Consider the following 24,608-nt stretch of genomic DNA (forward strand, 5'->3'; position numbering starts at 1 on the left):
ATCCGCGCAAGCCGCTGCCATCCTGTCGATGGCAGCGGCCGCCCTGTCGGGCTTAGAGGGCCAGCTTAGTTCGTTCCAATGCGGTGAGCTCAAGCTTCAATGCCAGTTCCGCGACGTTTTTGTCGATGGTCCAGGCCTGTATCGCCAGTTCGCGCGCTTCATCGAATACTGGATGCAGATCTTCCAACCGTTCGTATTCAACTTCTTGCAGCCGCTGGAACTCGGTAAACCTTTGCGGGTAGGTTTTCTTCAGGTAGTCGCTCCAGAAGGTACGCTCCGCAAGATTCCTCACGAGTTCATCGGTCTGTTCCGCCGCCGTGACCTGTGAGAATGCAGCATCGAGATCCGCATCGGAAATGTTCGCCATACCTTCATACAGCATGTCCCGTGGCTGGTTGGGCAACTGCAGTCTGTCTGCCAGGCCCCTGCGGTAGGCCAGGCGGATTTCTGCCGGATCCGTTCCGCGATTGGCTCTGACCCGCTCGTCGGCAATAGCTTTGACCTTGTCCAGTCGAAATAGCCGTTTTGCCAACCCAAGAAGCGCGGCACCTTGTTGCCCGCTTTCCACGGACTGTTCGGTAGCGAACACCAGCACCTGAACTTCCAGGTCGCTGAACAGCAGAATGCGGCCATCCCCGCAGGTGTAGCCTGATCGCGCGGCGACGAATAGCAGCTCACGAAGTGAGTCATTACGGTCAGCAGCCTCCATGACTTGCCAGACGCGTTGGGTGAGGTCGGCTCGGGTTCGGACAAAGTCGGCGCTTTCCCTGAGTTCCGAAAGCAAATGAAAGAACGCCTCATTGCCCTCTTGTGCCTTGAGCCGCGCCCAAACGGCTCTTCTGGTTGCGGTATTCGTCGCGTCGCCGGGCAGCCAGCGTGTCAGTTGCTCACCTCCTGCCTCACTGCCTGCCTCCTCCAGAGACTCGTCAGACGTTTGCTCCTCGTCCGACATCAAATCCTCGTCCGACGCACTTCGCTCAAGTTCTTGCTGGGAATAACCGAGGCGATGGCCGTACTCTCGCGAACAATCGAGAATGCCTGCAACGACCGCCTGCGAAAGCGGGTTGTCGCTGATGTCCAGGCCACTGATCAAGCGATCATGCCTGAGCACAGTGTTCACGTACGGCCCCCGAGGCAGGCCAATCTGCGTATCCCACAACGCCTCGGGAATCGTCGTCAATCGATTGCGGCTCAGGTTCAGTGCCCTGAGCCCCGGGACCTGTAACACTCCGGTTGGCCATTCGGCCAGGTTGTTGCCTTCCAGATTGAGACTCTCCAACCGGGGCATTGCGCTGACGTTGAACGCCAGCAGGCGGTTGTTGCCCAGGTCCAGCTCCTTGAGCGCCGGCAGGCTGTTGAGTTGGCGTTGCAACGCCTCACTCATCGACAATTCGTTGTAGCGCAGTTGCAAGCGCGTAAGGTCACGCATTCCAGTCAGTGCGTCCGGCAAACTGTCGAGCCGGTTTTGATCGAGCACCAGGTTGCGCAGTCGGGGAAAACTGTTGAGAAACCCATTGGAACCTTGCTCACTCAACCCTGCGCTACCCAACTTCAGGGTATGAACCCAGGTTAGAGGCTGCGCCAGGGCCGGTAAATCCCCCACCCGCAGGTCGGTCAGGTCGAGGATCACCCCGCCGTCAGGTGCCGGCTCAGCCGCGCCGACCAGCACTTCCCGGCGCCAGCACCACAGCATGCTGTCTGCAGCGCGCCGACGGGACAGCTGCGAGACGTCCCGCCCCGCCTCCCCGAGGACCCGGCTATTGATCCAGGTATTGAGTGTGTCCCTCATCGTTACATACGCCTGGCGCCATTGCGTAATGCGCGCATCAATCTGCGCCGGGGTCAGGCCCTGCCCTTCAAGCCCCTCGACTACCTTCTGCGCCATCGCCTGGCTCATGTCCGGATCGAGCGTACGCAAGCGTTCGTGCGCGCTGAGCGCCGGCTCACCCGGGACTGCCTCGGCAGGCAAGTCAGGCAACACGCTTTCGGCACGTATCGCCTCAAGGTCCGGATAATAGAGCGGTTGATCCGGCTCAAGCATGAATTGAAGCTGACTTCGTCCTGGAACCGGGAGAGCGGGCAAGGGAGGAAATCCTAAACGTACCCGGACCCGATTTGAGACCTCCAGCTGCACGGCGATGGCCTGATCGGTCAGTCGGCAGCCACGCACTTGAGTCGCGGCCAACAGCGCCTCGTTCGCTGCGGTTATTGGTTGTGGGAATGAGGTGATGCCGCTGTTGTTGAGTTTCAAGCTACGCAAATTGGGCAAGCCCAGCACCCCGGTCGGCCACTGGGTAATGGCAGTGCTGCTCAAGTCCAGGGTTTCGAGTGCGGTCAGACCACTGATGTCCAGCGCCCCCACCCGATTGTGTTTCAGATCCAGCACCTTAAGGGTGGACAAGCTGCTCAAACGACCCTGAATGGCCGGGGTAATTGTCAGATCGTTATGACTCAAATCCAGCACCCGCAACTGGGTGAGTTGATCCACGGCAGTCGGTAGCTCGTGTAAGCCGTTGTGCTTCAGGTCGAGGCTTTGCAGCTGCGGCAACCTTGCCAGAAGACGGTTCACCTCGTCTTGCGCAAGCAATGTCCCATGCAGGTTCAGGGTCCGCACATGGGCGTAGGCGGCCGACGGCAGAGCGGGCAAGTCGCTTAACAGGCCGCCTGACAAATCCAGTACTTGTACTGCCACGCTCTCTTGGGCTCCTGCGCCCCAACGTGCGCGCGTACCATAACGCCACGAGGTCAGCAGACGATCGGCAACGACCTGGCGATGATCACCGTCATAGCCCATGCGTTGGACCCGCTTCGATTGGGCCTTCCACTCATCCAGTTGCCGCACGAACTGGTCCTCCTCCCGGCGCAAGTCGCCGATCTGCTCCAGCATAGTGGCGGTGGTGACGCCCTCGTCCCTGGGACTCGGTTCGAAACGGGCCTGCTCGAGTTCAGGCACTCGGCTTTTCAAGCAACCCCGCCGGTAAAGGTTGGCCATTTGCTCGGCGTCAGCCAGGTGGGCAGGGTTGTCCAGCACATAGCGATAGGCCGACATGAATGACGGATGCTCAAGGGCGCTCCAATCCATGCTCAGACCTCTCCACAGCGGCTCATGAGCGCTGAACAGTGCCTGCGGCAGCCTGCTGATCGAGTTGCCCGATAGATTCAGTTGCTGCAAGTGTTCCAACTGCAGAACGCCCGGCGGCCACTGCTGCAACTGGCAGAAGGACAAATCGAGCTGACGCAAATGGGTCAGGCGACTCAGGTCAAGCCCTTCCATGTTCCCTCGGATGCTGAGCGTTTGCAGCTGCGGCATCGCGTTCAGTTGCGCCTGCAACTCAGCCGAATGGCTAAGCCCCCAACCTTCAAGGTGCAGCTCGCGAAGGCCAGTGGCTGCCGTGACCGACGGAGGCAACAGTGCGCCCCCTGCGATCGTGACACGAACGCTCCTGAGGTTGGGAAACTGATTCAACAGCTCCCCGGCAGCGGGCGCAGCGGACATTGCGCTACTGAGTTTTAGCTCTTTGACGTGGGAGAAGTCAGCCGCCAGGCGAGGAAGGTCGCTGACGCCAGAGAGATCCAGGTCAACGTAGGCGTTGCCGTCGCGGTGCAGCCCCAATCGCCAGCATTGGATCAACCGTTCGACAACGGTTTGTCGACTCAGCCGTTCAACACTGAGCGAGGACCCTGCTTGGGGTTCAACCCACCCACGAAGCGTCGCGGACAACTCATCGAACTCACGGGAACGGTTGCTCAATAACGTGTAAATCTGCTGATCGGTACTTCCACCAAGCATCAGGTCGCTTACAAACCGGCCAGCCATGTCCTCCGTCAGGTTAGGGTAGATGTCCTGCACCCGGACAACCAGTGAAGCGTTGTAGCCCACCTGCGCGCCGGCGCCTCGCCCACTCAGCCCGTAGGCTGAAGCGCCGTGTTCCGGCCCCCTGAACCCGCGTCTGGGTGGCTGTAGTTTCAATGCCCGAGACATTTCATTGCGATGGCGGATGGCGTAATCGGTCAATACCTTTTGCAAGTCCGCACTCTGCCCCACGCTGGGTATCGCCAGATCACGCCGCACGCCGTCCGGCAGGGCATGAAGGATAGAGGAATAACAATTGCGACCCTGGCTGGGCACATTGTTCAAGGTGTTGCCTTCAGCGTCATAGGCCTGGAACTGATTGTCCCGGACGACCAGGTATTTACGCTCGGACGCCGTATCGCTGCCGATGCTGTCGACCAAGCGGCCCTCGACGCTGCCTTCGCGAATCTCCAGGCGCACCTTGCCTTGCCAGCCCGGCAAGTGCTCCAGCGCATGCAGGGCGACACGATCACTGTCCAGCGACGCCAGGCTGTCCAGGCTCAGGCCGGCGAAGGCCCGGTTCAGGCGGGCCTGTTGCATGAACCCGCGAGCCTTTTCGGCCATGGCCAGCGGCACGCGTTGGCGCTTGCTCAGGCTCAGGCGTTCCAGCTCGGTGGCCTCGCTCAGCAGCTGTCGTGCGACGCTGTCAGGCATGCCAGGATTGGCCCGCTGCAGTACTTTGAAATCCGTTTCAACGGAGCCTGTGCCTCTCTCAATACGGCTAAACATAGAGACCTTGTGGGTGCTCAAGTGTTCAGCAAACTGTTTGTTGAACTCGGCAACCCGCTCGCTCCTGAGCCTGGCGCCTTCGCCCCCGAGTAGCTGGCTGACTTCGCGCTCATCCAGCGCAGACAGCACAGACTCAGGCAGTTGACCGCTGGCAACCTGCGTTCCGGTGACCTTGATCGTAGGCTTGGCAGTTGCAGGCGTAACCCCGTAGCGCGTCGACTGACCCACAAGCCGAGGACCTTCGAACACCTCGATCACCCGGCCGAAGGGCCAGCGGGGCATATCAACCAGCAATGGCAACACAAGATTGGCACGGTCATCGGCAATGCCTTTACCCGCGCGAAGCTGCTCGACCAGCGCAGTGATTTCCTGGTGGGTCTTGAACTGATTCAAGGTTTCGGTCAGCAGCGGCGGCGGTGGCTGGTGATCGATGTGCATGGCGCGCAGCGCCTCGTCGCTGACTCCGCTGACGTCAGCGATGTGCGCCAGCACCTCATCGGTAAAGGGCTCCGTCACATGGCCCATTCGCCGCAACAGCGTGGGGCGACCCCATTCCAGGGGTCGTTCCAGGCTGTGACGCCAGGCACCCAGGCCGTTGTGGTGCAAGATGGGCTGGTATGCCTCGGGGTCGGTCGGATGCTTGAGCCGCCATTTTTTGATCTGTGAATCAAAGTGTTTTTCGTAGACCTTGCCGTCCTGGCGAATGTAGCTTTTACCGTTCACCGAATATTCGCCCTGAGCGTTGGGCTTGAGCGTTTGGCCCAGCAACACGTCGCTTTCGTAGGGAGCAAGGTCGGGCTTCCACAACCGTACCTGGCCAAAGGGCAGCTTGACCGGCAGCAACCCGTCCACCAGATGGCTGCCCCTGATTTGTGGAGGTCTGCCAGCTTTTGCGCCGACCACACCCAATGCGGCAATGAATGCGACGTTTTGCAAAACCGATCGCAGGTGTGTCCATGCCTCTTCGGCATCGCCCTGTTTCCAGGCTTCAACCCCGTGGTAAACCTCAACCGAGAGCTGGACAACGGTCACTGCCATCATCACCTCCCCCAGCCCCGGCACGAAAAAGGCGGCCACGTTCAGTACGTTAAGCCCCCATTCAGCGTAGTGTTTGATCCGCGCGATCCAGGCCTCGTGGTCCACTTCTGCGGTGGGAACTGCCAGCAACAGCGCATCGGCTTTGATCCTGGCAAGATGACTTTTATAGCGCTCACCAAACACCTCTCCGTCAATGAAAGCTTCATCCATCGCCAGATCGGCGTCGTCGTTCCAGACTTCTTCGTATATGCCGTTGCGAAACGCCGCCGGGTTGTAAGGCGGGCCTGGGTAAACCGGGTTCGGATTCCAACGGTAAACCTTGAGCTGGTTCTTGAGTCGACGAAAGAACCTTGCGGACTCATCCCGGGGGACAAAGCCTGAGAAGAATCGCTGATAGCTGGCAGACCGCAGATTGATTGCCAGCGCCTTGGAGAACGCGCTCAAGGAGGCATATTGTTTGAAAGGACTCAGAGGGTCCGCCGGGATGTAGACAATGATTTCAGTGTCAGGCAGAAACCTCGCAAGTTCGGGTAACACAGGCACCGGCAATGCCCATGGACTCTCGGCAAGCTTGCGCAATTTTCGCCCCCCGGCGCCGATGACCAGGATATCGCTCAAGTCCGAGCCAAACACCTGCAGCCGGCTATAAGCCACCGATGCCGCCTGCGGCGTGTCATTGAGCATCGCCTTCAACGTGACGTAGGCCGCTTCATCAATGTTCGAGCGCATCCGGGCGATATGCGCTTGCACGCGCATCCGGTCCTTGTTTGCCGCAATTGTCTGCTCGCGGACCCTCGCGGCCTTGTCCGGCGCATCAAACGTTGCGCTCAGGTGATCCTGGTATTGCTTGCCCAGGTCCAGCTCCCGGCACAGGCTTGCAAACTCGGCAGGCTTGATCGACAGCTTGTTGTGGATGATGAAGCGGTCGTTGTTGAAGGGATAATTCGCGTTCTCATCGTTCACCACGGTTTCCAGTGCGCCCTCGGGGGCCAAGGCACTGGTTTCCTGCAAGACAACCTTGTCAAAAGGTTCATCGGCCTCGAAGTTGCGCAGCGCCGCCTGCAGCAGTGACTGCTTGTCGTACTGATAGGGCCCGAGCAGATGAAACAGCAGCGTGCGGTTGACATCCGGGGTCTGGCCGAACGTCTTGCGCATGGCCTCTACCAGCAATGGCTTGGCAAAGTCGGTGATGCCTTTGAAGTCTTTGAGGGTCTTGGACAGCGCCAGGTTGGAGGCGCTGCTCTGCGCCTGGCTGTCCAGCAAGGCTTGGCGCAGCGCTGGCGATGCCTGGGCAAACTGCTGGGGGTACGCTGCGATGAACTGCTGCGCGGGGTCCCGAACCTGATCCATCGCCTGAATATGGGCGGGCGTGAGATGCTCGATCCAACCGGGTAGTCGGCTCTTGATCAACGAGGCGTGGAGCCCTGGTCCGGCGGGTGTTGAAGGGGCTGGCATGAAGTCGTTCCTGATACCTGAAAATGAGGTGTCAGGACATCACGCCCGTGTCCGGCAATAGCGGTACATAGTTATAGCGGTAACACTTGTTCACACAGCCAGGATTGCCGCGATTAGCGGTAAACTTGACTACCCTAGGGTGAGTAGACATCACAACGCGTGAGGCCCCATGGACGATTCAGACAACAAGCCGCCGACCTTCTGGCAAATGCTCCACAGCGTGATGGCGGCAGCGTTCGGCGTACAAAGCGGGAAAAACCGCGCCCGCGACTTTACCCACGGCAAGCCCAGTCATTTCGTGATTTTGGGGATTGGGTTCACGGTGGTGTTTGCCCTGATGCTGTTTGGCATCGTGAAACTGGTGCTGATGCTGGCCGGGGTTTGACGCGCCCCCTCCCCGGCCATTCGCTGCGCCTCGAAGCCAGCGAATGTCCGTGAAAGACGCTTGTTGCGGTTTTCGCCCGTCAATGGCCGCAGCGGAGCCCGGACGGGTGCGGTTACTGGTGACTGACCCAGAATACCGCTGTGCCCACGACCAGAATGATCAGGAACAGAATCGCCCAAGCATCGACCGTGCTATCAGGTTTTGTCGCTTTGGTAGGGTTGCTCATTGCATCGCCTCTTGTCGGTTTTATCGGTGATTGCATAAAGACTCGACCACAGTAAAGACGACGATTGCCCGCACCACAAATAAGGGTTTAGCAATAACGGTTCTTGTTAGGCGTTTTGGTTCTTTACATATACTCAAACATCACTTTTGCGCATAACTGCAAACTGGTATCTTGCCCCGGCTCCGTAGGGAGTGCGCGGCCGTGCGCGCAGAATTGCAGAGGCTCTTTCGGACTCCGGCAAGCACAAAAACGCAGCTGTATCCGAGCGACCCAAGCCTGAGAACAGGACTTATATGTACGTATACGACGAATACGATCAGCGGATCATCGAGGACCGCGTCAAGCAGTTCCGTGATCAGACCCGACGCTATCTGGCAGGCGAGCTGAGCGAAGAAGAATTCCGCCCCCTGCGCCTGCAAAACGGGCTTTATATCCAGCGTTTCGCGCCGATGTTGCGTGTGGCGGTGCCTTACGGCCAACTGACTTCGCGTCAGATACGCATGATGGCCAAGATTGCCCGCGACTATGACAAGGGCTATGCCCACATCAGTACCCGCCAGAACGTGCAGTTCAACTGGCCGGCCGTGGAAGACATTCCGGACATTCTGGCTGAACTGGCGACCGTGCAGATGCACGCGATCCAGACCAGCGGCAACTGCCTGCGCAATGTCACCACCGACCAGTTCGCCGGTGTCGCCGCCGATGAATTGATCGATCCGCGCCCATGGTGCGAGATCGTCCGTCAGTGGACCACGTTCCACCCGGAATTCGCCTACCTGCCGCGCAAGTTCAAGATCGCGGTCAACGGTTCGACGTCTGACCGTGCCGCCATTGAAGTCCATGACATTGGCCTTGAACCGGTGCACAACGCCGCTGGTGAATTGGGCTTCCGTGTATTGGTTGGCGGCGGCCTCGGTCGTACGCCAGTGGTGGGCGCGTTCATCAATGAATTCCTGCCGTGGCAAGACCTGTTGAGCTACCTCGACGCCATCCTGCGGGTGTACAACCGCTATGGCCGTCGCGACAACAAGTACAAGGCGCGGATCAAGATTCTGGTCAAGGCGCTGACGCCTGAAGTCTTCGCCCAAAAGGTCGACGCGGAAATGGAACACCTTCGCGGTGGCCAGACCACGCTGACCGAGGCTGAACTGCATCGCGTTGCCAAGCATTTCGTCGACCCCGACTACAAGGCCCTGGACAACCAGAGCGCCGAACTGGCCGAGCTCGACCAGCAGCACCCGGGCTTTGCCCGCTGGCGCACGCGCAATACCCTGGCGCACAAGAAGCCGGGCTATGTGGCTGTGACCCTGTCACTGAAGCCGACCGGTGTGGCACCGGGCGATATCACCGACAAGCAGCTCGACGCCGTGGCCGACCTGGCCGATCGTTACAGCTTCGGTCAACTGCGAACGTCGCACGAACAGAACATCATCCTGGCCGACGTCGAACAGTCGCGACTGTTCGCGATGTGGGGCGAGTTGCGCGAGCAAGGTTTCGCCACGCCGAACATCGGCCTGCTGACCGACATCATCTGCTGCCCTGGCGGTGATTTCTGCTCGCTGGCCAACGCCAAGTCGATCCCGATTGCCGAATCGATCCAGCGTCGCTTCGACGACCTGGATTACCTGTTCGACATTGGTGAACTGGACCTGAACATCTCCGGTTGCATGAACGCCTGTGGTCATCACCACGTCGGCCACATCGGCATCCTCGGGGTGGACAAGAAAGGCGAAGAGTTCTACCAGGTGTCCCTCGGCGGCAGCGCCAGCCGTGACGCCAGCCTGGGTAAGATCCTTGGCCCGTCCTTTGCCCAGGAAGCCATGCCTGACGTGATCGAAAAGCTGATCGACGTGTACATCGAACAACGTACCGAAGACGAGCGTTTCATCGACACCTACCAGCGTATTGGCATCGACCTCTTCAAGGAACGCGTCTATGCAGCGAATCATTAAGAACAACGAGGTCGTCGACGAAACCTGGCACTTGCTGCCCAAGGATTTCAACATTGACGAGATCAGCAACTGCGATGACCTGATCGTCCCGTTGCAACTGTGGCGCGAACACAGCCGTATGCTCAAGGCCCGCGATGGCGGCCTTGGCGTTTGGCTGGATGCCGACGAGGAAGCTGAAGAAATCGGTGAAGACGTGGAGCAGTTCAAGGTGATTGCCTTGAACTTCCCGGCCTTCACCGATGGCCGCAACTACTCCAATGCCCGTCTGCTGCGTGACCGTTACGGTTTCAAAGGCGAATTGCGGGCGATTGGTGATGTGCTGCGCGACCAGTTGTTCTACATGCATCGCTGCGGTTTTGATGCGTTTGCAGTACGCCCCGATAAAGACCCGTACGAAGCCCTGGAAGGTCTCAAGGACTTCTCGGTGACGTATCAGGCCGCCACCGACGAACCGCTGCCGCTGTTCCGTCGCCGCTGATGGTCAACCCTTGAACCCCTTTCGGGGTTCAAGGCTCCCCTCCTGCTTCAATTCAAAGATTGGCCCGCTCCTCCAGTGCCCTGAAAGCCGCCATCGGATGATCAAAGCGCCCGCTGCTGTGACTTAGTCGATTCCACATTTCCTCAGACGCATCGGCCTCGTTCAACAATCTCCAGACTCGTGTTTGTAGCGGCAGATAGCTGACTTGAAAATCGGCCGTCAGACTCAGCCTGTCCATGACCGCTAAAAACCGGGTGCCGGAAGGTTTGCCTGCCAGTCGTTGCCAAAGTGCTTGTCGGGACTGCTGCAACGCCGGGTCGTAATCTCGCAGCCATACCCTCGGCGAGCCATAGCCGGCGCCGGGCGCGTTGAGCCATAAATTGATGCCTGTCTCCTCTCGATGGCTGACCAACCGGCGTAGCGTGTCTTCGTCTGTCAGCGGATTCCCCAAGAGCAACACACGATCATCTTCGATTGCCTGGTTTATGATCGCTGACGGTACCCGGGTGATCTGGTTATCCCGTAAATCCAGGGTTGTCAGATAGGGCTCGTCCTTGATACCGATCGGGCACCGGCTGATGTGTGTATTTCTCAGGTTGAGCTGGCGTAGTTCGTTCATGCCCAACACCAGAGGGGGCACAGCCAGCGGGTTGTCACTTAAATCCAGCGATTGCAGATGGGTCAGGTCACGCAGCTGTGAAGCGGCACTGTCAGTGAATACCAACTCAGTTGCTCGCAGGTTCAGAGTGCGAAGGTGTGTCAATTGACCGATGGCGGGCGGCAAAGAGCGACCCGCATCGCCGGCCACGAAGTAGTGACGCAAGTCCACGCTTTCCAGATTCAATATCTCAAGATTTGGAAAGCTCTCGAGAAACCCGTTAAGGCTGTCTTGCTCGGTCAGATGGAAGCCCTGCATCAAAAGCTCGGTCACGTCGTCGAAACGCACATTCAACGTTGGCAATCGGTGATAGTTTTCGAAATTCATACCCAGCGTGGTACGTGGGGAACCGCCACGCTTTTGCCATATGTTCATCAATTCTTCGGCGAGCTCCGTCCTCAGGGCTCGCTCGTCCTGCATCTCCTCCATCAGCAGCTGGACGTTATAGGCCGCGATTTGTGCAGGGTTCAAACCCTGAGCCGCCACATCGCCAACAGCCAGAAAAGCAAGGTCCATGTCATCGACATCCTGGGGAACCTGATCTATCCAGCCGTTTAAATCAGTGTGCAGTTGCCGTAATTGCTGTTTTAGCCCATCAATATAAGCTTGCGCAGTATTGCCCACCCGCTGCAGGGTTTCATCGGCCTGCGCTGAGGTGAAGTCGGGATAAATATCCTTGAGCTGCAACCTCATCATCTCGTGGGTCATGGCTGTGCCTTGCGGTGTCGTCGGATAACCTCCGCCACGCAACCCCTGAGGCTCAAACGTCAGTCCGCTGTCCATCCTTTGCAACCCGAGCAGGGTTTGCGAACGAGGCAGCGCGACTGCGCCGACCTTGAGCCGCAACTCATTGGCGGGATCGTCTGACGTCAGGTGTAACGCCGAGCGTTCGTCCTTGGACAAAATGGCGAGCACAGCCTCATAGAAGTCCGATGGCATGGTTGGAGGCTGATAGCGGTTTTGCGCGCTGATGAGGATGCGAGTATTAGCTGCATCGAGTGGACCGCAGCTGTCCAGAACCCGCCCAGCGGGAGAATGGTCAAGAATGTTTATCCGCAGGTTTTTGGGCCATCCGGGCACATTCTGGAGGGAGTGCAACGCCAGCGTATCCGTCTCGGCATTGGCAACCGACCCAAGGTAAAGGCCTTCGTAGGCACGATTCAGGCGCACATGCTGCTGGTACTGACGGGCCTTGCTGTCGAGACGCTGGAATACTGTCCTGACCTCGACAGCGTCGGGCGTCGTGCTGATGTCTACGCCGTCGCGGTCAAGCATTTGCTCAATGGCACTTTTTGGAAGCCCCGGATACTGGCGCTGAAACAGCCGGACCCATTCATGCTCTGATTGCTGCAGCGCGGCATAACGACTGTTGAACAACTCGGTTTGCCCAGCCCCACCCAATTCCTGATCGAGCTTGAAGCGGCTGATCGTGTCGGCCAACAACGGCGTCGGTGGCCGACCGGCGTTCATCAACCGCAGCATGTCGTCATCTACCGCACTGACTTTGCCGATCTGCGCCAGGACTTCATCGCTGAATGACGCGACCGAGGGGCCAATGCCGCGGATCAGTTCCAGCCGCGATAGCCTGGAAGGCGCTGCCACACTTTCCTCGACCGGCGCTACGAGGGCGACGTGTTCACTTGGCCCAATTGCCTCGTTCTCGGCGCTTCCAACGTTAACGTCCGCCCCCGCGCCGGCCAGCGGCAGCGCATTGAGCAAACCAAATACTGTGCGGGATATGCCTTCCTTGCGCTCGCTGGGCGTTTTACCGTTCACGGCCTGATCCAGCCCGTAACCAGCGTCGATGAGTCCGGCCAGCGCCAATACTCCCTCTCCCCCCGGCACAAACAGGGCCAACGGCCCAAACCGGTTTATCCATTGCACGACTGGTTCGACCACCGCGCTCAAATTGTCGCGGTTGACTTGCGCGTCGTCCCGGATGGTTTTGGCGCTTTCTCGGGCAGCCTGCTTCATCGTCAAAACCCACCGTGCAAACGGATCGGTCGCAGGTGGCTGATCGTCGAAGCCAATGTACTCGGCTGGGTCCCAATACCCGTCATTGTTGAAGAAACCGGCATTGCTCTTCAGCCAATGCTTTTGCGGGTAAATCGCCATGCCGTCCAGCGCTGTCAGTACACCGGCATGGAAGGTGCCGTCCTGGCGATCCTCGTCGGTAAAGTGAGCCGCCAACGCTTGCTTCGTTGCATTGTCCTTGCTCTGTGCGACCACCCATTGGTGCAACTGCGAGACGTCGGCGAAGTCATGCAGGGGTGAGGAGTTGCCCGGGATGTACATCAACACCTGGGGGCCGGCGGCGAGACGAAAGGTCCAGATGTCGATTGCGATGTAGCCATACAGCTTTAAACGGCTCGCCGTAACCGTGGAGGGGATTCGGGTGGGCGCTTGCAATGATTCGATCGTCAGCGTTTCCCATGCCTGATCCACCGGTAAACCGGCTACCTGCATCGCAAGCTCCAGTCCCTTTTGACTCAAGCGTTGCTCATGCCGCTGCAGCCAGGCAGTCATGACAAATGCCGCTTTGACCGACGTCCTCAATGCATAGGATTGCGGCGCGACAATCGCCTCGTCGGACGGCCAGGCCTGATCGAGATACGCCTTGTACAAACTCTGTAAATCCAGCTCCCACACCCACTTTTTGAAGTCTGCGGGCTTCAAGGGGATCTGCGTTGATGGCCCATAGGTTTGCGGGGTCGTCTGGCGATAAATGCCTTCGTAGGTCTGGTGATTGCCGCTGCCGTGATCAGCGAACTCATCGACATGCGGCACGATGCGAACGGATGGCCCGATGTCCGGTGCCGTGTACAGGCCAAACACGGTTTCTGCAAATCGTCCGTCGCCCACCGTTTGATAATTGGAAAGCAGCACTTGCAACAGCGATTGCGAGCTCGCCACTTGCCCCTGCTGGATGCCGTCCTGTGCAGGATGGCCTTTGTAGTTGTAATCGAGCGTGACCAGCAGCGCCGCCTGCGGATCGATATCCGCCCCCCACTTTTCCTTGATCAAGCGTGCCCCAAACTGATCAGGGGTTTGTGGCAGCGCGATGTTCACGGCGGCGTTGAGCTCGTCGCGCATTCGTAGCGGGCCGGAGTCGTGGCCTTGATTGAGGTCGGTCATGTGCATTCCATTGCGAACATTTGGAACACCACCCTAACCAGCCGCTGTTCCATTGGATGCAGGACAGCGACGACGGCCGCCTTAGGAGATTTCCCCATTTCAGGAAGGAATGTGGACGGAGCCAAAGCAAAAAAAACCGGGACATGAGCCCGGTTTTTTCTTCAAGACAATTTGCGCTGACGATTACCAGAAGCGTTGCTGGGTCAACCGGCTCCACCAGGTCAGCAAAACGCGATCGACCGAACCGCTGGCCGCCATGCCAATGCGCTCTTGCAGACTTTTTCGCTCGGCGTAGTGCAGGTGAAAGAGCTCGGCATTTTTTGCCCGTTCGGCGAGGTATTCATCGCTGGTCTTGAGTTCGTCGACCAGTTGTTTGTCGAGGGCGGCGACACCGAGCCAGATCTCGCCGGTGGCCACTTCATCGATGGCCAGTTGCGGGCGATAGCGCGCGACGAAGTTCTTGAACAGCTGATGAGTAATGTCCAGGTCTTCCTGGAATTTCTCGCGGCCCTTCTCGGTGTTTTCGCCAAACACGGTCAGGGTGCGTTTGTACTCGCCGGCGGTCAGCACTTCGAAATCGATGTCGTGTTTTTTCAGCAGGCGGTTGACGTTAGGCAACTGTGCCACCACACCAATCGAGCCGAGGATCGCGAACGGCGCGCTGATGATCTTCTCGCCGATGCACGCCATCATGTAGCCGCCGCTGGCCGCGACCTTGTCGATGCAGATGGTCAATGGCACGCCGGCATTGCGAATCCGCGCCAGTTGCGAGGACGCCAGGCCGTAGCTGTGAACCATGCCGCCGCCGCTTTCCAGCCGCAGCACCACTTCATCCTTGGGCGTGGCCAGCGTCAGCAGCGCGGTGATTTCGTGGCGCAGGTTCTCGGTGGCAGACGCCTTGATGTCGCCGTCGAAATCCAGCACAAACACGCGTTGCTTGGCCTCGGGGACTTTCTTTTGCTTTTTCTCGGATTTGACCTGGGACTTGCGCAAGGCCTTGAGCTGATCCTTGTCAAGCAAGGTTTGCTCCAGGCGTTCACGCAGCCCTTTGTAGAAATCATTGAGCTTGCTGACTTGCAACTGGCCGGCCGCCTTGCGTCGACCTTTGCTGCGCAATGCCGCAAAACTGGCCAGGACCACCAGAATGGCGATCACCAGTGTCACGGTCTTGGCCAGAAAGCTGGCGTACTCGGTGAGAAACTCCACATTGACTCCTTCATGACGATGCGCGACTTAAATCACGCGCGGGATGTGTTCAGCATACCCATGCGCCAGCCCGACGACCAGCCGTGAAACCTCTGGCAACAGGCCTGTAACGGCCATTTCAAACAAGCGTATGTTTTTTCATTGACAGCTCAGCGCCATCCTCATAACCTCGCCAAACCTTCAACGTACCGGGATGACGCGGACGTGGGCAGTATCTATTTGATTCGACATGGCCAGGCCTCCTTTGGTGCAGACGACTATGACGTCCTGTCGCCGACCGGTATTCGCCAGGCAGAAATCCTCGGCCAACACCTGGCCGAGCTGGGTATCAGCTTCGATCGCTGCCTCTCGGGTGACCTGCGCCGTCAGCAACATACCGCCAACAGCGCGCTGGAACAGTATGCCGCCGTGGGCCTGCCAGTGCCGACCCTGGAAATCGATCCTGCCTTCAATGAGTTCGACGCCGACGCGGTCATCCGCGCGCTGCTGCCGGCCATGCTGGAGGACGAACCCGAGGCGCTGGACATCCTGCGCAACGCCGCGCAAAACCGCGCCGAATTCCAGCGCATCTTTGCCCTGATCATCGAACGCTGGCTAGCTGGCACCTATGACACGCCGGGCCTGGAAAGCTGGCTGGGTTTTGTCGAGCGCGTGCAAGCCGGCCTGCAACGAATCCTGGAAAGTGCCGACAGCACCCAGAAAATCGCCGTGTTTACCTCCGGTGGCACCATCACTGCCCTGCTCCACCTCATTACACACATGCCTGCCCGGCAGGCATTCGAACTGAACTGGCAAATCGTCAACACCTCGCTCAACCACTTGAAGTTCCGTGGTCGCGAGGTGGCGCTGGCTTCCTTCAACAGTCATGCACACCTGCAACTGCTGAAGGCCCCGGAACTCATCACGTTTCGTTGAGTCCGGACTATTGTGACCCTGGCTGTAATCACCCAGCTGTAATTACCCTGCTCTTATTACCCAAGAAAGGATCGAACCATGACCTCCGTAGCTGATGCCGTACAAGCAATGAAAGCCAAGTTCAACCCAGCCGCTGCTGCCGGTCTGGACCTGGTATTCGGTTTCCGCATCGACGACACCAAGAACTTCTCGCTGATCGTCAAAAACAGCACCTGCGAGCTGCAAGAAGGCGAAAACCCTGACGCCCAGGTCACCCTGGTGATGGACGGCGAAACCCTGGAAGGCATCGTTGACGGTTCGACCGACGGCATGCAAGCGTTCATGGGCGGCAAACTGCGCGCTGAAGGCGACATGATGCTGGCGATGAAACTGTCCGAGCTGTTCCCAGGCTAAGACGGCGGCTCCCGACCTTCGGGAGCCTGTCTGGCTATCAACGAATCCCGCCCCTTGTGGCGGGATTCGTCGTTTTCCGACCGCGGAAAACGCCCCCCTGCGGATTCACCGTCTATATTCCTTCTGGCCGCATGCGTCAGACATCGGCTGTTTGCCCCCCGACCCCATTGCGCGGAGCACGGCCATGAGCCCACCTGACGACCCTGACGGTTTTAACCGCCGACGTGTACTGCAAGGCCTTTCGGCAGGTGCTGTCGGTGCCTGGATCAGCCCGCTTTTCGCAGGGAGTAAAACCATGCCCGATACCCCCGCCGACCTCATTCTGTACAACGGACGCCTGCACACCGTTGACCGCAAAAAACCCCAGGCCAGCGCCGTCGCGATCAAGGACGGACGCTTTGTGGTGGTTGGCAGCGATGCCCAGGCCATGGCCCTGCAAGGCCCTGGTACGCACATCATCGACCTGCACGGTCGCACAGTGATTCCCGGCCTCAATGACTCGCACCTGCACCTGATCCGTGGCGGCCTCAATTACAACCTCGAACTGCGCTGGGAAGGCGTGCCGTCACTGGCCGATGCCTTGCGCATGCTCAAGGACCAGGCCGATCGCACACCCACGCCGCAATGGGTGCGGGTGGTTGGTGGCTGGAACGAATTCCAGTTTGCCGAGAAGCGCTTGCCAACGATTGATGAATTGAACAAGGCCGCGCCAGATACCCCGGTGTTTGTCCTGCACCTCTACGACCGCGCCCTGCTCAATCGCGCCGCACTGAAAGTGGTCGGTTATACCCGCGACACCCCGAACCCGCCGGGCGGTGAAATCCAGCGCGACGCCAACGGTGACCCGACCGGCATGCTGATCGCCCGACCCAATGCAATGATCCTGTATTCGACCCTGGCCAAGGGGCCGAAACTGCCGCTGGAATACCAGGTCAACTCGACCCGCCAGTTCATGCGCGAACTCAATCGCCTGGGCATCACCAGCGCCATCGATGCCGGCGGCGGTTACCAGAACTACCCGGACGACTATCAGGTCATCCAGCAATTGGCCAAAGACCAACAGCTCACGGTGCGCATCGCCTACAACCTGTTCACCCAGAAACCCAAGGAAGAACTGACCGACTTCAAGAACTGGACCAGCACTTCACATTACGGCCAGGGCGACGATTTCCTGCGGCACAACGGTGCCGGGGAAATGCTGGTGTTCTCGGCGGCGGATTTCGAAGACTTCCTCGAACCGCGCCCGGACCTGCCGCAAACCATGGAGCAGGAACTGGAACCGGTGGTTCGGCATCTGGTGGAGCAACGCTGGCCGTTTCGCTTGCACGCCACATACAACGAATCCATCAGCCGCATGCTCGATGTGTTCGAGAAGGTTAATCGCGACGTTCCATTCAACGGTCTGCCGTGGTTTTTCGACCACGCCGAAACGATCACGCCGCAAAACATCGAACGGGTCAAAGCCTTGGGCGGTGGTATTGCGATACAGGACCGGATGGCGTTTCAGGGCGAGTATTTCGTCGACCGTTACGGTGCCAAAGCCGCCGAACACACCCCGCCCATCGCGCGCATGCTCGCCGAAGGCCTTCCGGTTGGCGCCGGCACCGATGCCACCCGCGTTTCCAGCTACAACCCCTGGACGTCGATGTATTGGCTGGTCAGTGGCCGCACGGTCGGTGGCCTGGAACTGTACCCGCAAGGCTTGAGCCGCGACACGGCGCTGGAGCTGTTCACCCATGGCAGTGCCTGGTTCTCTTCCGAGCAGGGCAAGAAAGGCATGATCAAAGTCGGGCAACTGGCGGATTTGATTGCACTGTCGGCGGACTATTTCCACATCGAGGATGAAGCGATCAAATGGATCGAGTCGGTGCTGACCATTGTCGACGGCAAGATTGTCCACGGCACCCATGAGTTCGAAAAACTCGGGCCGCCGCCGATTCCTGTGGTGCCGGAGTGGTCGCCGGTGACCAAGGTGCCGGGGCACTGGAAACACCTGACACCGATGACCGCACAGGTTCATCAATGCGCAGGTGCCTGCGCGGTGCATGCGCACAGCCATGAGCGGGCGCGGATGTCGTCAGCGCCGGTCAGTGACTTTCAGGGATTCTGGGGCGCGTTTGGCTGTTCGTGTTTTGCGTTTTGAATGTAGGGTCCAGAAGACACGGATAGTCCCCTGTGGGAGCGAGCAAGCCCGCTCCCACATTGGTTCTGCGTCGCTCAGTCGATCAAGGTTGCAGCAACAACGCGATCAGCGCGCTCCATCCCGTCTGATGGCTCGCCCCCATCCCGCGTCCGGTTTCCCCATGAAAATACTCATGGAACAACACCAGGTCGCGGCTGGCAGGATCTGCCTGCAGCTGTGGATACGCCGCCATTGACGGCCGATTGCCCGCGTCATCGCGAAGCACCAGCCCGGTGAGTCGCTGGCTCAAGCGGTCGGCGACCTCTTCCAGTGACGCCAGGAACCCCGACCCCGTAGGGTATTCCACTGAAAAGTTCTGATCGTAATAACGATGAAACTCGCGCAAGGATTCGATCAGCATGTAGTTGATCGGCATCCACACCGGCCCGCGCCAGTTGGAATTGCCGCCATACAGCCGGGACTCTGATTCTGCCGGCTCGTAATGAGCACACAGTTGGTCACCGTTGATCAGCAATCCAAAGGGCTGTTCAGCAAAGGCTTTGGACAACGAACGAATCCCGAACGGGGAGAGAAACTCGCTTTCATCGAGCATGCGCCTGAGCAGGTCCTTGGTGCGCTCGCCACGCAACAAAGCCAGGAGGAACCGGTTGCCTTCGCCCGGTTCCGTCCAGCGTGAAACCAGGCTGGCGAGGTCCGGGCGATGGCGCATGAAACCGAGCAGACGCTCACGCAATCCGGGTAACCCTTCATGCTCGTGTTGCTCCAGCACCTGCACGGCAAACAGCGGCATCAGGCCGACAATCGAGCGCAACCGCAGCGGTTCGTTGACGCCATCGGGACGATGCAGCACGTCGTAGAAGAATTGATCCTGTTCGTCCCACAATCCTTCGGCGTCGGAGTCAACCCGGTTGATTGCCCCGGCGATGTAGAGGAAATGTTCGAAGAACTTCACCGCAATGTCGACGTACACACTGTTGCGCTTGGCCAACTCCAGCGCGATGCGCATCAGGTCCAGCGCATAAGCGGCGACCCACGCCGTGCCGTCGGCCTGATCCAGTTGATAACCGGGTGGCAATAACGCCGAACGGTCGAACAATGCGATGTTGTCCAACCCGAGAAATCCACCCTGAAACAGATTGCGACCTTCCGCGTCCTTACGGTTGACCCACCAGGAAAAGTTCAGCAGCAGTTTGTGGAAGATCCGTTCAAGGAAGTCCATGTCGCCGACGCCCGTCAGCGCCTTGTCCTGCTGATACACCCGCCAACACGCCCAGGCATGCACCGGCGGGTTAGCGTCGTCGAATCGCCATTCGTAGGCCGGTAGCTGGCCATTAGGGTGCATGAAGCGGTCTTTGACCAGCAGCAATAATTGATGCTTGGCGAATCCAGGGTCGATCAGCGCGAACGCCACCGCCTGAAAGCCCAGGTCCCACGAGGCGTACCACGGGTATTCCCACGTATCGGGCATGGAGACGATGTCGAAATTCGACAAGTGCCGCCAATGCGTATTGCGAATGTGCGAACGCCCGGCAGGTGGCGGCGGTTGCGCCGGGTCGCCGTCGAGCCACTGGTTGACGTCGAAGTAATACAGCTGTTTCGACCAGAGCAACCCGGCCAGCGCCTGACGCTGAACATTGCGCGCATCCGCATCAGCGATACCGGTTTGCAGCGCCGCGTAAAACTCATCGGCTTCAGCGCGACGCCGCTCGAACAGTGTTTTGGCATTGACCCGGGCCGCGTCGGTCGGGGCAAAACGCAGGTAGACGCATCGGCTCTGGCCAGCCTCGAACGCCAGGATGAAATGCGCGGCCACGCGAGTTCCCGTGTCATCGCGGATCGCATCGTTGTGGCCATCGACGATGAAGTCGTTGATGCCGTCCTTGAACGGACCACTCGCTGCCACGCCGTCCAGTTTGGGAAAGTTGCTCTCGTTGTTGCAGAACAGCCATTGGCAGTCTTCCTCGCCCCAGGCGCGGGCCTGCCGATCGGCGGTTTGCGGGTGCCGGGCCAGGACCTCATCGCCGCTCAGCGAGAGGCTTGGTTGCGGCACGTCCGCCGCCCAACTCCAGGTGTTGCGCGCCCAGAGTTGCGGCAACACGTGAAGCCGTCCTGGCTGATCGGATCGGTTATGCACGGTGACGCGCATGAAAATGTCATCTGCCGCCTGTTTGGCGTATTCCACCGTCACGTCGAAATAACGGTTGTCTTCAAACACGCCGGTGTCGAGGATTTCATACTCGGTATCGGCCAAGCCACGGCGGCCATTTTCGGCCACCAGGTCTGCATAGGGGAATTCAGCCTGCGGATACTTGTAGAGCATGCGCATGTAGGCATGACTGGGCACGCCATCGACGTAGAAATACAGCTCTTTGACGTCCTCGCCATGATTGCCTTCGGCGTTGTTCAAGCCAAACAGACGCTCCTTGAGAATCGGGTCACGCTCATTCCATAAGCCCAGCCCCAGACACCAGTGCTGAGCCTTGTCACTGAACCCGGCCAGCCCGTCCTCGCCCCACCGATAGGCCCGGCTGCGGGCGTGTTCGTGAGGAAAATAGCGCCAGGCATCACCGTCGGCGCTGTAGTCTTCGCGCACCGTGCCCCATTGGCGTTCGCTCAAGTAAGGCCCCCATTCGCGCCAGGCCTCGGCATGGCTGCCAGCCAGACGCAGGCCTTCAGTGGTATCGAGGATGTTTGCTGCGTGCTTTACCGTCATGGGTCGGGCCGTTGGGCTGGAGACGGTTGCAGTGTAGTGCGCACGCCCCACCAGCAATGTGAAAACCATGACACCTCGCCACAGGGTGGGAGTGCTCCTACAATGCTCGCACTTCTCGCACCGGCCGCCCTATGGACATCGACCTCGCCCGCACCTTTCTGGAAATCGTCCGCCACGGCAGCCTCGCTGCCGCCGCCGAGAAGCTCCACGTCACCCAGACCGCGATCACCGCGCGCGTGCAGAAGCTTGAAAGTCAGCTGGGCAGCACGCTGTTCGTGCGCAACCGCGCCGGCGCGCGCCTGACACCCAATGGCGAGGCCTTTGTGGTCTACGCCAATCAACTGGTCGAGACCTGGGAAGCGGCGCGTCGGGATTTGCCGTTGCCTGAGGGTTACCGCGATGTGCTGCACATCGGTGGCGAAGTCAGCCTGTGCAACCCGTTGATGCTCAGTTGGGCCGGCGAACTGCGCGAGAAGATTCCCAGCCACGCCCTGCGCATGGAAATTCGCGACGGCGAAAACCTCTTGCGGCAACTGGAACTGGGCGTACTCGATGCCGCGCTGGTCTATCAGCCGGAGTACTGGCCGCGACTGCAAGTCGAGCAGGTACTGGAAGAAAAATTGGTGCAGGTGCGCCTCGCCGGCAAACCCGATCCTTACGTGTACATCGACTGGGGAGCGGACTTCCGACGCCAGCACGATGCCGCCCTGCCGGAAAAAGCCAAAGCCCCGCTGAGCTTCAACCTCGGCCCGCTCGGCTTGCAGTACATCCTGGAAAATGGCGGCAGCGGCTATTTCCGCACGCGCGTGGTCCGTAGTTACCTGGAAAGCGGTGTACTGGAAGCCGTGCCCAAGGCCCCGGAGTTCAGTTACCCGACCTACCTGGTGTACTCGCGTGATCGTGACTCGGCGACCCTGCAGCGGGCCTTCGATTTGTTGCGTGAATTGATCCAGTCCGATGAAGACTGGTCGCAGCGCTGGAATCCACTGACCTGAGCACACCGGATCATGGCGTTTGTGTCCTCTAAGTAGCGCCAGCCTTTGCAGGGAGATCAGCTAATCTGCTGGTTATAACAATAAGCACAGGTGAACGCAGTGAGGCAAACCACCCAAGACTTCCGCAGCCGCTATCGCGCCGCTATACACCCCCTCTACAACCCCTGGCTGCACGGCGCATTTGTGCTGGTTTTCGGGGTGCTGGCCATCGGCGGATTCTGGAGCACCGTGCATCAGGTCACACCGCTGGAATGGCTGGCGGTGCCGATCACGCTGCTGTTCTTCAACTTCGGCGTGTACAAGGTGCACCGAGAGCTGGGGCATCACAAAAAGAGCTTCGCGCGGATGTTCTACGCTCGTCATGCCGGCGACCATCACAGCTTTTTCGCCCCTGGCCACATGACTTTCGACAGCGCCCGGGATTGGCGGGTGATTCTGTTTCCAGCCTGGCTGATCGTGGTGCATACCGTGGTCATTACCCTGCCCCTGTGGTGGCTGCTGGGTAGGTTCGATACCAACGTCGCCGGCTTGTTTGGCGGTTGTCTGGTGCTCGGCTACCTGACCTATGAAGTGTTTCATGCCTGTGAACACCTGCCGCCCGGCAACCCGGTCACGCGCTTGCCATGGATTCGCCAGATGCGTCGCCTGCATGAACTGCATCACCGCCGCGAGCTGATGCAGGAACGTAACTTCAACATCGTGTTTCCGCTGATGGATTACCTGTTCGGCACCCTGTACTGGGAACCGGATCATGACCCTTTGCCCCTGACGAGAACGCCCATGACCCGCATGCAGCACCAGATCGTTATCGCTGGAAACCCGATTGACGTGCTGGCCTACGCCAGCAGCGTCACCCGTTGGCCGGAGTGGCATCCGTCGTCGCTCAAGGTCGACGGTCAGCCCGGGCCACTGCACGCCGGCTCGCGGTTCGAGGAAGACATCAGGGCCGGCGGGCGCGACGGGCACTTGAGCTGGGAGGTCAATGAATACCTGCCGGGGCGCCGTTGGAGTGCCCAGGCGCGGGGCGATCACGGCTTGTCGCTGGTGGTGACTTACGAATGCGCGGCCGACGCCGACGGCACGCAATTTATACGCACGCTGGAGTATCAATTCGCGGGGATGGCGATGCGCATCGCCAATCAGCTATTGCTCAAGCGGCGCATCGAGCGTGAATCCGCTGAGTCCATGCTGGCCTTGCGCGAGATGGCGCAACAACAACTGACACTCGCCGGAGCCCCTGTGTGAGAAGACTTATCAAATTCCGGCATCTGGTGTTACTGCTCTTGATTGCCCTGTGTGCCTTCCTGTTGCTGTTCCCGACCAAAGTCCGCCCGGTGGCCTGGAATCCGCCGCCGGCGCCCTCCCTCACCAGCGGCGTCTACGCCGACAATGAACGCCTCAAAGGCGTGGAGCGTGTCGGCCCGGCTGACATTGAGGGGCCGGAGGCACTGCTGCTGGAGAGCGATTCGCTGATTACCGGCTTGCATGACGGCCGGTTGATTCGCACGAGCATCGACGGCAAACAAACCAAAGTGCTGGCCGATACCGGCGGCAGACCATTGGGCCTGGCGCGTCACCCCAATGGCTTGCTGGTGGTCGCGGACGGGGTCAAAGGGCTGCTTTCGCTGGATGCCCAAGGCCAGTTGATTCCGTTGAGCACCACGGCGGGCGGCGTGCCTTTTGGCTTTACCGATGACGTGGCCATCGACAAGGCCGGGCATTTCGCCTATTTCAGCGACGCTTCCAGCCGTTGGGGCTACGGCAAGGATGGCGAGGCGATCATCGAGCATGGCGGCGACGGGCGTTTGCTGCGGTATGACTTTCAGACCGGCAAGACCGATGTGTTGCTGGACAAGCTCGAGTTTGCCAACGGTGTGACGCTGGGGCCGGACGACGCCTTTGTGTTGGTCAACGAAACCGGCGCTTACCGCATCAGCCGCTTCTGGCTGAGCGGACCGAAAGCCGGCACGCACGACCTGTTTATCGACAACTTGCCGGGGCTGCCGGATAACCTTTCGTTCAACGGCCGCGACCGGTTTTGGGTCGCACTCTATTCACCGCGCAACGGCTTGCTCGACCGCACGGCACCGCACCCGTTCGTGCGCAAGATGATTGTCCGGGCGCTGAAGGTGCTGCCTAAACCGGTGGAGAACCGGGCCTTTGCTCTCGGGCTGGATGTGGATGGCAAGGTGATTGCCAATCTGCAGGACGGCAGCAGCGGCAATTATTCGCCGATCACGACGGTGCGCGAGTACGGAGACTGGCTGTATTTCGGGTCATTGAAGGCGAAAAACATGGCGCGATTGCCACTCGCCACCGCCCTCCAGAAATAAC

At 59.4% G+C, this 24,608-nt stretch carries 13 protein-coding genes; 9 read left to right on the forward strand and 4 right to left on the reverse strand.

What is annotated here, in order from left to right; genetic code table 11:
* Positions 1–52: 52 nt before the first annotated feature.
* Positions 53–7,075 carry an NEL-type E3 ubiquitin ligase domain-containing protein gene (locus AC07N8_RS01320; RefSeq protein WP_493141965.1) on the reverse strand — a complete coding sequence of 2,341 codons (7,023 nt, stop codon included), beginning with the start codon at positions 7,073–7,075 and terminating at the stop codon, positions 53–55.
* Positions 7,076–7,244: 169 nt separating this feature from the next.
* Between AC07N8_RS01320 and AC07N8_RS01325 the strand changes: the two genes are divergently transcribed.
* The 3 genes from AC07N8_RS01325 (at position 7,245) to AC07N8_RS01335 (ending at position 10,116) form a co-directional block, all read left to right on the forward strand.
* The gene (locus AC07N8_RS01325) at positions 7,245–7,460 is read left to right on the forward strand and encodes a DUF2970 domain-containing protein (RefSeq protein WP_493141967.1); all 216 of its coding nucleotides are present in this window, start codon (positions 7,245–7,247) and stop codon (positions 7,458–7,460) included.
* A 519-nt stretch (positions 7,461–7,979) separates the two neighbouring features.
* On the forward strand, positions 7,980–9,638 hold the full coding sequence (locus AC07N8_RS01330; RefSeq protein WP_493141969.1) for a nitrite/sulfite reductase: 1,659 nt from the start codon (positions 7,980–7,982) through the stop codon (positions 9,636–9,638).
* Entirely contained in the window at positions 9,622–10,116 is a 495-nt protein-coding gene (locus AC07N8_RS01335) for a DUF934 domain-containing protein (RefSeq protein WP_483842415.1), read from the forward strand. Before AC07N8_RS01330 ends, AC07N8_RS01335 begins: the two co-directional genes overlap by 17 nt.
* A gap of 52 nt (positions 10,117–10,168) precedes the next feature.
* Here the strand turns inward: AC07N8_RS01335 and AC07N8_RS01340 are convergent, their stop codons facing one another.
* Together AC07N8_RS01340 and sohB are read right to left on the reverse strand one after the other, a co-directional pair.
* The gene (locus tag AC07N8_RS01340; protein ID WP_493141971.1) at positions 10,169–13,909 is read right to left on the reverse strand and encodes a dermonecrotic toxin domain-containing protein; all 3,741 of its coding nucleotides are present in this window, start codon (positions 13,907–13,909) and stop codon (positions 10,169–10,171) included.
* 183 nt (positions 13,910–14,092) lie between these two features.
* A complete protein-coding gene (sohB, locus tag AC07N8_RS01345) occupies positions 14,093–15,115 on the reverse strand; it encodes a protease SohB (protein WP_483842417.1) in 1,023 nt (340 codons plus the stop codon).
* A gap of 204 nt (positions 15,116–15,319) precedes the next feature.
* On the opposite strand from sohB, the gene AC07N8_RS01350 reads away from it, so the two are divergent.
* The 3 genes from AC07N8_RS01350 (at position 15,320) to AC07N8_RS01360 (ending at position 18,566) form a co-directional block, all read left to right on the forward strand.
* Positions 15,320–16,030 (forward strand): histidine phosphatase family protein, encoded by a 711-nt coding sequence (locus AC07N8_RS01350; RefSeq protein ID WP_493141974.1) that lies wholly within the window; start codon positions 15,320–15,322, stop codon positions 16,028–16,030.
* A 78-nt stretch (positions 16,031–16,108) separates the two neighbouring features.
* Positions 16,109–16,423 carry an SCP2 sterol-binding domain-containing protein gene (locus AC07N8_RS01355; RefSeq protein ID WP_483842419.1) on the forward strand — a complete coding sequence of 105 codons (315 nt, stop codon included), beginning with the start codon at positions 16,109–16,111 and terminating at the stop codon, positions 16,421–16,423.
* Between the two features lie 295 nt (positions 16,424–16,718).
* Complete coding sequence (locus AC07N8_RS01360; protein WP_493141976.1) at positions 16,719–18,566, forward strand: amidohydrolase; 1,848 nt, start codon at positions 16,719–16,721, stop codon at positions 18,564–18,566.
* Positions 18,567–18,648: 82 nt separating this feature from the next.
* Here the strand turns inward: AC07N8_RS01360 and AC07N8_RS01365 are convergent, their stop codons facing one another.
* A complete protein-coding gene (locus tag AC07N8_RS01365; RefSeq protein ID WP_493141978.1) occupies positions 18,649–21,279 on the reverse strand; it encodes an MGH1-like glycoside hydrolase domain-containing protein in 2,631 nt (876 codons plus the stop codon).
* Between the two features lie 131 nt (positions 21,280–21,410).
* Here AC07N8_RS01365 and AC07N8_RS01370 point away from each other — a divergent pair, with 131 nt between their 5' ends.
* The 3 genes from AC07N8_RS01370 to AC07N8_RS01380 all read left to right on the forward strand — a co-directional run bounded on the left by AC07N8_RS01370 (position 21,411) and on the right by AC07N8_RS01380 (position 24,607).
* Positions 21,411–22,274: a LysR family transcriptional regulator gene (locus AC07N8_RS01370; protein WP_483842422.1), complete on the forward strand. Its 864-nt coding sequence runs from the start codon at positions 21,411–21,413 to the stop codon at positions 22,272–22,274.
* Between the two features lie 99 nt (positions 22,275–22,373).
* On the forward strand, positions 22,374–23,519 hold the full coding sequence (locus AC07N8_RS01375) for a sterol desaturase/SRPBCC family protein (protein WP_493141979.1): 1,146 nt from the start codon (positions 22,374–22,376) through the stop codon (positions 23,517–23,519).
* Positions 23,516–24,607: an SMP-30/gluconolactonase/LRE family protein gene (locus tag AC07N8_RS01380; protein ID WP_493141981.1), complete on the forward strand. Its 1,092-nt coding sequence runs from the start codon at positions 23,516–23,518 to the stop codon at positions 24,605–24,607. The genes AC07N8_RS01375 and AC07N8_RS01380 overlap by 4 nt, the downstream gene beginning before the upstream one ends.
* Position 24,608 lies beyond the last annotated feature (1 nt).

Source organism: Pseudomonas sp. GW821-FHT10C09, from assembly GCF_059415465.1.